11 protein-coding genes are annotated in these 11963 nt (G+C 54.8%); 6 read left to right on the plus strand and 5 right to left on the minus strand.

Annotated features, from left to right (window positions below; genetic code table 11):
* Window positions 1–141 precede the first annotated feature (141 nt).
* The 5 genes from LJE94_05750 to LJE94_05770 all read right to left on the minus strand — a co-directional run bounded on the left by LJE94_05750 (window position 142) and on the right by LJE94_05770 (window position 6512).
* Window positions 142–696 carry a hypothetical protein gene (locus LJE94_05750; protein ID MCG6909613.1) on the minus strand — a complete coding sequence of 185 codons (555 nt, stop codon included), beginning with the start codon at window positions 694–696 and terminating at the stop codon, window positions 142–144.
* A 139-nt stretch (window positions 697–835) separates the two neighbouring features.
* Window positions 836–1720: a hypothetical protein gene (locus tag LJE94_05755; GenBank protein ID MCG6909614.1), complete on the minus strand. Its 885-nt coding sequence runs from the start codon at window positions 1718–1720 to the stop codon at window positions 836–838.
* A 68-nt stretch (window positions 1721–1788) separates the two neighbouring features.
* The gene (locus tag LJE94_05760) at window positions 1789–2760 is read right to left on the minus strand and encodes a glycyl-radical enzyme activating protein (protein MCG6909615.1); all 972 of its coding nucleotides are present in this window, start codon (window positions 2758–2760) and stop codon (window positions 1789–1791) included.
* A 192-nt stretch (window positions 2761–2952) separates the two neighbouring features.
* On the minus strand, window positions 2953–5469 hold the full coding sequence (locus LJE94_05765; GenBank protein MCG6909616.1) for a hypothetical protein: 2517 nt from the start codon (window positions 5467–5469) through the stop codon (window positions 2953–2955).
* 314 nt (window positions 5470–5783) lie between these two features.
* A complete protein-coding gene (locus tag LJE94_05770; GenBank protein MCG6909617.1) occupies window positions 5784–6512 on the minus strand; it encodes a MerR family transcriptional regulator in 729 nt (242 codons plus the stop codon).
* Between the two features lie 232 nt (window positions 6513–6744).
* Here LJE94_05770 and LJE94_05775 point away from each other — a divergent pair, with 232 nt between their 5' ends.
* From LJE94_05775 to LJE94_05800, 6 genes are all read left to right on the plus strand, one after another.
* Entirely contained in the window at window positions 6745–8121 is a 1377-nt protein-coding gene (locus LJE94_05775) for a hypothetical protein (GenBank protein ID MCG6909618.1), read from the plus strand.
* Window positions 8121–9734 carry an amidohydrolase gene (locus tag LJE94_05780; GenBank protein MCG6909619.1) on the plus strand — a complete coding sequence of 538 codons (1614 nt, stop codon included), beginning with the start codon at window positions 8121–8123 and terminating at the stop codon, window positions 9732–9734. Before LJE94_05775 ends, LJE94_05780 begins: the two co-directional genes overlap by 1 nt.
* 316 nt (window positions 9735–10050) lie before the next feature.
* Window positions 10051–10527, plus strand: coding sequence for a MarR family transcriptional regulator (locus LJE94_05785; protein MCG6909620.1), 477 nt, complete (start codon window positions 10051–10053; stop codon window positions 10525–10527).
* Between the two features lie 26 nt (window positions 10528–10553).
* Entirely contained in the window at window positions 10554–11060 is a 507-nt protein-coding gene (locus LJE94_05790) for a PocR ligand-binding domain-containing protein (protein MCG6909621.1), read from the plus strand.
* Window positions 11061–11067: 7 nt separating this feature from the next.
* The gene (locus tag LJE94_05795) at window positions 11068–11469 is read left to right on the plus strand and encodes a hypothetical protein (GenBank protein MCG6909622.1); all 402 of its coding nucleotides are present in this window, start codon (window positions 11068–11070) and stop codon (window positions 11467–11469) included.
* A gap of 21 nt (window positions 11470–11490) precedes the next feature.
* On the plus strand, window positions 11491–11963 hold a 473-nt coding region (locus tag LJE94_05800; protein MCG6909623.1), incomplete at its 3' end, for a PocR ligand-binding domain-containing protein.

The following is an 11963-nucleotide window of genomic DNA, read 5'->3' on the forward strand; positions in this document are numbered from 1 at the left end:
TGCGTACAATCATAATTGATAGAATTCCTTGCGGTGAAGATTCCCCTTAAACTTGCTGCGGGGAGTGTTCAATACAGGCCGAAAGTTTTATGTGTTATAGCGACGCAGTCGCGTTTCATAAAAGCGTGGTACACGCTTTTATTACCGGCAGTGCTGTGCGTAATGATGCACTACCATATAGACCCACTCCTGTCCTTTTATGAGGCCGAAATAGATGCCCACGAGTCCGCCGGACAGCATTGACATGACGACAGGACTGAATATAACAACTCCAGCGCCGGTTTCGCGACGGTCCACTCCCCGGCAGATCAGCTCGGCCAGGGAAAGTTCCACACAGGTGACGCACATGATGCCGAACGTCCAGGGAAGCAGGAAGAAATAGATGCGTTCGATTCCGCTGAACTGGCAGGCGATCTCGGCATCGACCATCAGCACCCAGATGACCGGGTTGGCAAAGGCGATCACCAGGCGCTCGATGAACCGGGCCCCTCTGAAGTACGCGAGCGGAGGGCCGACAAGGGCGAAGAACCAGAGAGAAACGAAAGTGAGGGGACCCGCCGTCCCGATAACGAAGTCCCTGAAAAGCCCCGGAGAAAGGGAACTGGCGGAGTTGTACACCAGGCTCGATATCTGGTGAATGGCCACCACCAGGATGAGGGGAATCACGAAACGCTGGATGAAGCTTCTTTTCTGCATACTGTGCGATGTCCCATTGTTTCAGGTGCAATTCGGGGAAGAAGGAAAGAAGCTTAGAAGGTGAGAGGGTAGGCAGGTTTGCCGGTGTTCCTGTCGCCTCCTGCTGATGTCCATCCGATCTTCCTACCCGCTTGCCTTCTTAAGTTCTGATCTTCTGATTGCCTGTAGCTCTGTCCATCTGGAACGCCGTCACCGGTTCCAGCTTCACTTCCGGGTATATCTGTCCATGACTCGGCGGCATGGAATTGTAAACCCAGTCGATGTCCAGAATCCCCAGCGTGGTCAGGCGTATCTTCCGGAACCCTTGAAACGTGCCCCTTACCAGCACCGACTGCATCTTCAGGTTGAGCCCCAGGACCGTCACGGCGGCACCTTTTTCAATCACGCCCAGTTCATCGGCATAGGGGCGGGCGGAAAAGACGATGCGGCGGCTGCCGGCAGTCTGGCATTGGATGGCCGGTATGATCACGGGAAACCCGTCACCGCCCAGGTACGAAATAAATTTCAAGGAATCGAGTTTGTCGAAGAGATTTTGTGCAAACGGCTTGAGGATGCGTTCCTTTTCCCGTGGGGCGGCCTTTCCCCTGGCGATTCTGGTGGCTACGGCGGCCGGGACGATTTTCCCCATGGGCAGCTTTTCCTTTCCGTACGTTTCTACCAGGTCCAGGTAATGGACGGTGTTGATGCCGAAATAGGTGTTGTAGCGGAACATCGGAATTTCATTGTAGACTTCGTATTCCGGGCCCTCGGTTCGTTTGTGGGTCCAGCGGGCCTTGCCGCGCCACAGGCGTCTGTCCATGGTCATGACCAGAAAACCGACATGCGGGTTCATCTGCATGTACCATTTGCTCAGGCCCATGCAGAACTGACCCAGGGTCAACTGGCCGGGACCGGGAGCCATGATGCTGGTGATCAGGGTGAGGTGGACCTGTCCGTCGGGGTTGACGCATCCCACCAGGCCGATCTTTTCGGCCGGCTCGAAGGCCTGCATCGCTTCTTTGGCAAAGTGATGTTTTGGCGTCATATCGTATACCTTTTTTATGGCTCTTGCGGGGGGCGCGTCCTTTTGCATCTATCCCCGCCTGAAAGCCGTCATTGAGATGTATCGAGCTTCGAAGAGCCGCTCCAGTGAACAATGCCCGGATCGACACCGGAGGCTTTTGCCGCGGATACCAGGCAATGGATCTGTTCTTCGTCCAGGAGGGCGGCGCGCTCAAACTGCCAGTGCAGTCCCAGACGGGCGTATTTGTCACGACACAGGTTATTGAAAGCGCACAATTCCCAGCGGCTTACTTTTCCGTCCAGATGTGTTTTTATCCAGGCTCCGATGCCGCTGATATTCTTTTCCGTGTCGGTGGCCCCCGGGATGAGCGGCGTTCTGATCCACAGGTCTTCGGGGTACAGGTGGCTGTCTATGTACGCGGCGGCATGCATCAGGTTTTCGAGAATAATCCGATTGTCGCTGCCGGTAAAGGCGTGATGCCTGTCGGGATCGATCTCCTTGATATCGAAAAGCACCAGGTTGGCATATGGCAGAAGCATGTCCAGGGCGCTTTTGTTGCACAATCCGCAGGTGTCCAGCGCGGTTTTCACTCCCCGGGCGCGGATCCGTTGCAGAAATTGGGCGGCAAAGGCGGCCTGGAGCGTGGGTTCTCCCCCGGACAGGGTCACCCCACCCATGGACTTTTCGAAGTACACCCGGTCCTTGAGAACTTCCCTTACCAGCGCTTCCAGGTCCCATTTTTTCCCGAGTAGTTCGAGGGCCGTGGACGGACACGCCTCGACACAGAGCCCGCATCCGTCGCAGCGTTTGCGATCGATTTCGACGCCTTTTTCCGACAGGGTCAACGCTTTGCGCGGGCACGTTTCCACACAGGTGCAGCAGCCGATGCAGCGCGACCCGATCCAATGGATCTGGGGCTGCGGAGCGATGCTTTCCGGATTGTGGCACCAGGTGCACTTCAGGCTGCAGCCCTTGAAGAAAACGGTGGTTCGCAGGCCCGGCCCGTCTTCGGTTGACATGCGCTGGATTTCAAGAAGGAGGGCCGAGTTGGATTTGTCCATTCGTCAACCTAAAACTTCATCACGAAATCACGAAAACAAGAAAGCACGAAAAAATCGACAGGGCTGAAACCCTGGACTACACAACAACACGCCGAATGCATTGTAGCCCAGGGAGTTATTCCTGCAACCTAAAACATAAAACGATTTCATAAAACGATTTCAGGGTTTGGCACGTGAATATTGTTTTAATTATCAAAACTGACTGTGGCTCAATCGGTTAATGACTTCATCCTGCAATTCCCTGCCCACCGTGGTGAAATAGGCGTTATAGCCTGTGATTCTGACCAGCAGATGACGGTAGTCCGTGGGATTTTTCTGGGCATCCCTGAGCATTTCGGGGTCGAGGATGTTGACCTGAAGAGCGGTTCCCCCGTTTTCGACGTACCCCTTGAGAAAGGCCTTGAATTTCTTTCTGTGTTCGGGGTCCTTGATGATGGACGGGTTGAAGGTCATGGTGTGACTGGCGCCGTTGGGCAGGCAGTTGAGATAGTCTAGCCAGTCGCCGTTGCCGTCCGCCGCTTTCCCGCCGAGCACCTTGCCCACCGAGTTGGTGTTGGCCGTGGGGCCCTTTATGTCGGCACCGTTGGAGGGGCAGATGGCGTTGGACAGAAACTGGCCCCTGCGCCGGCCGTCGGCGCTGGCCGCCATGATATACCCGTCACCGGCCCAGTAGTTCCAGCTGAGCATTCCGGGCCGGAACCGGCGGCCGGTGGACAGGGTTTGGTATTTCCAGGTTTCCGCGCACCAGAGATCCATGACTCTTTTGGCCAGGGCATCGGCATCGTCGTCGTCGCGCCCGTACTTGGGGGCCTTGTTCTTGGCCATGGCCTGGAGTTTGGCATGGCCGTGCCAGTTGTCTTTCAGGGCCCTGACGAGTTGGCCCATGGTGCAGGCCCGTTTGTCGAAAACCAGGTATTTTACGGCCAGAAGCGAGTCGACCGTGGTGGCGAAGGTGACGGCCTCGAGGGTGGTGAAGTTGATCTCGGCGCCCCCCCGGGTAATGTCTAGGCCCTTTTCGGCACACCCCTTGACCAAACAGGAGAGGTAAGGTGTCGGCAAAAACGCCGCACGCACTTTTTCCGAGGCCTCATACACCCGGGCGCACCTTTCGACGATGTAGGCGGTTTGACGGGCATAGGCCCGCCAGAAGTCGTCGAAGCTCTCGAAGGACGTTGCATCGCCGGTGTCCGGGCCCTCACGCCGGATTTTTTCCGGCGTACCTTTCATGGGGTCGACGAAGGCGACCAGGTCCCTGCCCCCGGTCAGGGCCAGCTCGACGGCCTTGAGCAGGTTCAGGTTGATGTCCACGGTGCCGGAGCGGTCATTGCCCACCATGGTGTTTTCCAGGCAGCCGACCGGGGCGTAGTCGTAGACGTTGCCGGCGTTGATCAGGTGGGAGAGGCCGGCTTTTTCGGCCTCCAGCAGCATGCCGGCCATGGATCTTTCGTCGAAGTTGATCAGAAACGGTGCCCCCTGGCTGTCGGAGATCATGTCGACCACCTTGTCGAGCAGCGGCTCCGGCGACCGGCGATGCAGCCTGACGTTGGGCTTGGGTTCCAGGATGGGGGTCATGTCATCGATCACCTCCAGGAACATGTAGGTCAGCTCGTTGGTCATGTCACGGCCCCCGGCTCCCATGCCCGAAAGGGTGATCAGCTGGCCGAACCCGGCCGTGATGCCCTGGTTGCCGTTGCGGATCATGGCATCGTAAGCCGTGTTGCAGTGGAACCAGAAGCACTTGAGGATCTCCTTGGCAAATTCGCGATCCATGCCCCTGGATTTCGAATATTCCCAGTAAGGCAGCAGATACTGGTCGATTCGCCCGAAGGAAACGCCGGGTCCGGGGTAGTTCTCGTCGCTCATGATCAGCATGTGGGTCAACCAGAGAGCCTGCACCGCTTCCCAGAACGTTTGCGCGGGCTCCCAGGGCACACGGGCAAGGTTGTCCGCCATTTGCCGCAGCTCGTCTTTGCGGGTTCGATCCTGCTCTTTCCCGGCCAGGTTTCGGCACAGCCGGGCATACCGTCCGGCCAGTTCTCCCGGGAGGGTAGCCGCTGTCATCATGGCCCTTAGCTGTTCCCCCCTGGGGCCGTTTTGTTCATCGGCACCCAGGTTTTCATAGGCTGTTTCCAGCTCCGCGAGAATCCCTTTCCAGCCGATGCTAAGGGCGCGCTCGTATCCGGGCACCAGATGACCGTTGGTTGCGCCGGCATTGCCGTAACCGTGGTCGTGGAACCATTTCATTTGGGCGCGGGCGCCTTTTTTGCCGGTCACCAGTTTGTCGTAGGCCTTGCGTTCTTTGGAGGTAAAACAGGTGGAGGTGACCACGTTGAACCTGGCCCCGGCAATGAGATCGCCCGGGAGCATCTCCTGGGGGACGTGGTTCACCATGACCTCTTTGAGAAACCAGGCTTTTCTTTCGGCCAGCGAAAGGCTCCAGAAGTCCTCCCTGAGGGGGACATTGCGTGCGGCCTGGTGGTATCCGCCTCCCAGCGTGTCGAGAAGCATATAGACCTCCGGCACGATGTAATAGGTCATTTCCTGGTACTGAAGGTCCCAGGGCGTGCCCGTCGACCAGGCCGTGAATTCGTTGTTCCAGTTTCTTTTGTTACCCTCGAAATAGTAATCTCTTAACCAGGAAACCCGTGGCGAGAGGCCCTTGGGCTCCTTCATCGGGTGGGGACGGGGCTGAGCCAGCGCGGTTGTCACGGCATCCTCCTCCGGAATGAAAATTTCCTTTAAATATGAACCGTTCCGATCAATTACTTATAAAAAAAAATGCTCGTCGCGTCAATATTAAAGGTGGCGGGCACAAGTTTGGACCGTTGCTTGAAAACACGCATCACGACTTGGCGGCTTTGATTGCAGACGGGTCTCAATTGTTTTTCGCGTATACTGAAGTCCCCTCCTTGATAGTTTCCGCCTTTTCAACGGTATTGGTTTTATGGTCCATTCGATTCCTCCTCTGCGACAGTCAAAGAACGGGGCCCTGGCGGCATTGGCAGCTCCCGCAACGCTGTGGGTTATTGAATGTTTTTGCCGGCGGATGGAAGGCTTCCCTTTTTGATCGTGTCTTTCAAGATCTCTTGCATGAAATTGTGAGTCAGGTGATAGACAAAAATGGGGATGAGTTCCGCGTTCGTTTTGGCAATGTTTTTTATTTCTTTCTTTGAAAAATCGTTGTCGATCAGGTCCTGACGGAATCTTTGCAGAGACGCATAAAGCACCTCGATATGGTTGTCCCGCAGCTTTTTCAGGGCCGTTCTGCTGAAGCCGTTTTCGTGGGACAGCCCCCTTTTTCGCATGTCGCCGATCAGTTTACCCAGCTGAACCGCGTCGTGCGGATAAACTTTTTCACCGCCAACTTTCCTGGGAACGATGATCCGATAATTTTCAAAGTCCTTAAGTCTTTCCGGGCTCATGCCGGTATATTCGAGAAAGGTGTTTTCCCCCTTGATTTCTTCAGGCATGAGATAGTCGTTGGTTTCGAAGTAAGCACTTTTGATTTCCAGCAGCTCTTCATCTTCCACCTCCAAGCGTTTGTCCCTGATAATTTTTTTTATCTGGGAAATCGGAAGGAAATGCTTCTGCTGAAGCTTCTTGATCAGCAGGATACGTTCCACATGCCTTTCCTCATAACGGGCCTGGTTCGGAAGCGGTTTTTCCACCGGCGGCAGCATGCCTTCGCGGACAAAATAATGGATCATTTCTCTGGATACCCCGGTTTTTTTTATCAAATCTTTCATTTTCATGTTGATTTGTGAGACCTCGTGACGGTTAGGATAAAAAATGCTTGCAATTTAATGTATAACTAAATTATACATAATTTCATTACACGGTCAAGCCGGAATTTCAGCTTACATATCGAAGAACGGTGCTTTCTAATATTTTTTTAAGAAGGTATATGCCGGATTATGCGCCCTTTCAACATCGGGGGCAGGTGCCGCTTGGGACGAACAACCACATCAACAAAAAGGAGGGAATATGGCATACGTCGATACATTCGTAGGGTTTAACATCATGGCCATTGTCGGCCTGATGCTGGTGATCGGGGTGATCTTAAGGGCCAAAGTCAAAATTTTTCAAGATTTCCTCATCCCCGCGGCCATCATCGGCGGGGCCATCGGGTTTATTCTGATCAATACCGGGTTGCTGCCTTTCGAATCCAAACAGTTCGTGAATTTCAGCCTGCACGCTTTCATTATCAGTTTCATGTCCTTGTGTCTGACAAACAAGCCCGACGATGCGGTTGAAGTCAGTAAAAAGGAGTATCTCAGAGGCGGGCTCTGGATGTCTTTTGTCTGGGCCGGCAGTGTGGGGCTGCAGGCCATTGTCGGCGGCCTGCTCGTCCTGGGGTACAACCTGGTCACCGGCAGCAGCTTTTCAGAAACGTTCGGCTACATCTCGACCCACGGCTTTACGCAGGGTCCAGGTCAGGGCCTGACCATGGGCAAGATTTGGGCGGGGCTTGGCGCCTCGGGCGACCTGCCGATCGTGGGGCTGATTTACGCGAACATCGGCTTTATTTTCGCTTTTATCATCGGTGTTCCTATGGCCCGCTATTTCATTAAAAAAGGGGTGAACACCAACAGGAAGGCCAGCATCGAGAAAGAGTACCTGGTAGGCATTCTTGAAAATAAAAAATCGAGTGCCATGGGACACGAAAAAACCCATCCGGCCAATATCGACACCTTGGCCTTTCAACTGTCCATCTTGTTTATCACCTACGGGCTTACCTACCTGTACATGAAGTATATTCTGGTTTACTTAAAAGGCGTACCCTTTTTAGGGGTGTTGACGGCTTGGGGCTTATTTTTCTTTCACGGTCTGGTGGTGGCGACCGTCGTCAGGCTGATCATCAACAAGATCGGGTTGGGCCACATGTTGAGTTCCCGCCTTCAGAAACACATTACCGGCGCCGCGGTCGATATTTTATTAGTGGCCTCCTTCATGAGCGTCAGTTTTCAGGTGCTCACGAAATACCTGGGGCCGATCCTCGTGGTATCCGTGGGCGTCCTGGTGGTGACATTCCTCTATATCTGGTATTTTGGCCGCCAGCTTAGCGAACTGGGACCCGAAAGAATGATCGCCCAACTGGGCTGCTGTACGGGAGCCACGGCCAATGGGCTGTTGCTGCTGCGTATTCTGGACCCTGATTACACGACGAGTGTGTCCCTGGAACTGGCCTTTTTCAATGTGGCGATTCTCTTTACGGCCGGCGTGCCGCTGTTCCTGGTGGCACCCAACGTGCCCAACATGAGCATGCTTGCGATTATGGGATTCTACGGCCTGTACACCCTGGTCTGTTTCGGGGTGGTTTGGTACCTGGGGAAAAGAAAGAGCGATAAGGAGGTTGTCTGATGGGTCAAAAAACAATCTATCACGGGGGCACGATCCATACCATGGACAGTTCATTGCCGCGGGCAACGGCTCTGTTCGTGGAAAACGGCATCATCAAAGCGGTCGGCGATGTTTCCGAGATAAATAATCTGGCGGACGCCGACACCAGGAAGGTAGACCTTCATGGCGGTTTTCTGGTGCCGGGGTTGATTGAAACCCACAACCACCTCTCATACCTTGCTTTTTTCATGGAGCATTGCCACCTGGGCGGCGGCGCTTGTCAGAATATCGATGATGCCGTTCGTCTCCTCAGGGAGCATGATGCCGGGGGGGATGCGGAATACATTGTCGGCCGGGGGTTTGACGACAGCTACACGCCCGACCTGCGACATCTCACCAGAAAGGACCTCGACAGGGTATCGCAGGTAAAGCCGGTTCTGGTTCACCACATGTCCGGACACGTAGGCTATCTCAACAGCAGGGCGCTTGAGCTCATGGGTATCAGCGCGTCGACGGAAAACCCTCCGGGCGGTTGGATCGAAAGGGATGAAAGCGGCAACCCCACGGGTAAACTCGAAGAAATGGCCTGGTTTCAGCTGGTAGCGGAAAAAATGCCCCAGCCTACAGACCAGGCAAAGATCCAATCCTTAATCAAAAAAGCCGTAACCGTGTTTAATGGATACGGCGTGGTGGCCGTGCATGATGCCGCCATCGGCATTGGCGGAACCGGGGAAAGAATCGTATCCGCCTACCAGGCCCTGGAGAATAACAGGGAGCTTAACATGCGTGCCTTTTTGTCCATGATGGTGCAGTCTTCAATGCAACAAACGCCCGAGCAAATCGATGCTGTCGGCATGGGCAGGAGGCGGGTCGTGGTTGGCGGCGTCAAACTGTTTGTGGACGGATCCATACAGGCCAATACCGCGGCCCTGCTCGCTCCTTACAAAAACAAGCCTGATTTTAAAGGGGAAATGGTCATGAGCCCGGGTGATATCGAGGAAGCTGTTTTGAAGTACCACAAAAACGGGGATCACATCTCGATACACGCCAATGGCGATGCCGCTATCGAGGCCGTTGTCACGGCCTTTGAAAAGGCTCAGAAAGCCCATTTCAGGAAAGATACACGGCATATGGTGATCCACTGCCAGATGGCTCATAAAGCGCATATCGACAGGATGAAGGCTGCCGGCGTCATCCCCAGCTTTTTTGGCATGCATGTGCATTATTACGGCGATCGTCACTTGGACACATTCCTCGGTGAGGAGCGTGCTTCGAGGCTCGACCCTTTTGGCGATGCGCATCGTGCGGATCTCGATTTTACACTGCACACCGATACGCCCGTGATGCCGCCTTGGACCATGGCATCCATAGGAACGGCGGTGACAAGGAAAACCAAAGGCGGGACGGTATTGGGTGAAGACCAGAGGATCAGCCCTGAAAAGGCGCTGGCGGCCTATACCACCATGGCCGCAAAATGCTCCTATTCGGAAAAGGACCGGGGTAGTATCAGTGTCGGCAAACTGGCGGATTTTACCCTGCTCTCCCAGGACGTAACGCAGTGCGATCCGGATGCGATCCAGGACACCGAGATCTTAAAGACCATCATCGAGGATCAAGCGGTATTCGAGGCCTAGGCCGTCTGATCGACGCGACGGTTTCTAACCAAACAGCGACCTCCTGTAGAGCCGGAGGTCGCTGTTTGGTTTCGACCACGCTATAGCGTTTGACAACATAAAGTTCGAAAAAATATTCCTTATGTTGGACATCGGGTGTGTCGGAACATGTATATGACAACCGGTATAGAGGTATCTGCAGAGCGTTGGATCGGATTGCCTGGGGAAACATGAGATTTCTCAGTTGACATTGCAACTGAGGAGATGTACTCTTATATACAAACCTATTGGCCGCCCATGGACAGGCGCCGGCTTTGGGTTTGCAACAGGAGACAGCATGGCCGCCAAAGATGAAAATGCCCCGCTGACACCTTGGATATGCTTTATTTCCAGGCTCTCCATGCGCCATGTCGGGGGGGAAATGAGCCGGATGGGCTATGGACAGGGGCAGTTTTTTCTGCTGTCGGAACTCTACGAAGAGGAGGGACTCAGCCAGGATGAGCTGTCACGCCGGGTGGGTGTTGACAAATCCAACACCTCGCGTGCCCTGGCCAAGCTGGAAAAATTCGGTCTGATCCGACGGGAAATCGACCCGGAAAACCACAAGATTAAAAAAGTGTTTCTGCGTTCCAAGGCCTGGAAAGTCAGGGAGGAGTTTAAAAAGGTTCAAAGGCGCTGGAACGCCGAACTGTTGCATGGATTGGGTGAAAAGGAAAAAACCGCCCTGCTGGCGGGCCTTCAGAAGGTTGCCGGCAATGCGGAAGCAGCTTTTGAACGCCAGGCCTTGCCGGGGACAGCCGGCAGAGCCGCCTGAAGAAACGATCGAGGAGACTGACGAATATGGAGTTGACTGACATTTTATCGGTAGAGGAGTGGGCCGCGTTCGAGAAAGAACTCTTTGAGCGCTTCAAGATAAACTGCACGGTCTACAATACAGACGGGGTCGGCGTTACCGGCAAACCCAACTGGTGCAACGAACTGTGCCCAAAAATAAAGGCCAACCAGGATTCCCTGGCCGCCATCTGCGCACCGGGAAACCAGAATTTTATGGCCCAGGCCAAGAAGACCCGCCAGCCCATCATCGCCGAGTGTGATGCCGGACTGGTTAAGATAGCGGTGCCGGTTTTCAAGGGAGATGAATTTTTAGGGACCGCCGGCGGATGCGGGCTGCTCCCCGAGGGCGGCGAAGTGGAATCGTTTCTGATCGAAAAGACGGCGGGATTGACGGAAGCGGAAATTGCCGACCTCAGCAAAGACATGGGCACCATGACCCAGGCCCAGGCGGAAGAGATGGCGGCATTCATCGAAGCGAAGGTTGCAGAATTCATGAACAACCAGGGAAAGTGAGGTCAGTGTGCAGGCAGTAAAAGCATTCATCGAGGATTGGCGGGACGATCCATCGGGGCTGAAGCCGGTTTTTGTATCCTATTTCGAGGATCTTAAGAAAATGGATGGGGCCGTGATCGAATTCAACGAGCGCCCGGGCATCAGCTATTCCCTGCGCGGTATGCATAAGAACGGCAGCGATCGGCCGCTTTTCGTGATGATCGACGTGATCGACGACGACCCCAAGCAGCGGTGGCTGTCGGTCTGTTTTTATGGAGACACCATTACCGATTCCGATGAGGAGGGCGACCTCATACCCGAAGGGCTGTTAGGGGATGACGGTTACTGTTTCGATCTGGTGGAAGCGGATGACGCTTTAGCGGCCTACGTGCGCGAGCGCATTCAGGAGGCGTACAGAAGTCAGAACTGATCATAAAAGGAGCAAAAACCCATGCAACCTCCGGCTATGATTCTGCCCGGCAGCAGGCAGATCGACTGGCACCGTTTCGAAGCCTCGCTTTACGACCGTTTTGCCGTAAATGCCGTTGCCCTGACCCGCAGCGGCACGCGGAAAACCGAGGGCGACGTCCCCTGGGCCAACGATCTTTGCCGGCTGATAAAGACCCACCCCGACGGCGCGGACCGGATCTGCAGCAAACTGCTGAAGATCCTGATGCAGGCGGCCAGGGCAAAAGAGGCCTTCATCACCGGCGAGTGCGCCGCCGGCATGAACAAGTGGGTGCTGCCCATTGTACAGGACGACGAGATCGACGGGTTCGTCAACATCTGCGGTCGCCCCTTCTGCAATGCGGAAAGGATTTACACCGATTACATCAGCCAGACCATTCAGGTGGACGAGGCAACCATCCTGAAGATGCTGCCCTGCCTCCAGCCCATCGACCCGCGCACGTTGAAGGAGATGAA

The organism is Deltaproteobacteria bacterium (assembly GCA_022340465.1).
GTDB lineage: Bacteria > Desulfobacterota > Desulfobacteria > Desulfobacterales > B30-G6 > JAJDNW01.

Bases quoted from the DNA above. Each gene is read 5' to 3' on its own strand.
- LJE94_05750 (MCG6909613.1), bottom strand. From the start codon at position 696: ATGCAGAAAAGAAGCTTCATCCAGCGTTTCGTGATTCCCCTCATCCTG.
- LJE94_05755 (MCG6909614.1), bottom strand. From the start codon at position 1,720: ATGACGCCAAAACATCACTTTGCCAAAGAAGCGATGCAGGCCTTCGAG.
- LJE94_05760 (MCG6909615.1), bottom strand. From the start codon at position 2,760: ATGGACAAATCCAACTCGGCCCTCCTTCTTGAAATCCAGCGCATGTCA.
- LJE94_05770 (MCG6909617.1), bottom strand. From the start codon at position 6,512: ATGAAAATGAAAGATTTGATAAAAAAAACCGGGGTATCCAGAGAAATG.
- LJE94_05775 (MCG6909618.1), top strand. From the start codon at position 6,745: ATGGCATACGTCGATACATTCGTAGGGTTTAACATCATGGCCATTGTC.
- LJE94_05780 (MCG6909619.1), top strand. From the start codon at position 8,121: ATGGGTCAAAAAACAATCTATCACGGGGGCACGATCCATACCATGGAC.
- LJE94_05785 (MCG6909620.1), top strand. From the start codon at position 10,051: ATGGCCGCCAAAGATGAAAATGCCCCGCTGACACCTTGGATATGCTTT.
- LJE94_05790 (MCG6909621.1), top strand. From the start codon at position 10,554: ATGGAGTTGACTGACATTTTATCGGTAGAGGAGTGGGCCGCGTTCGAG.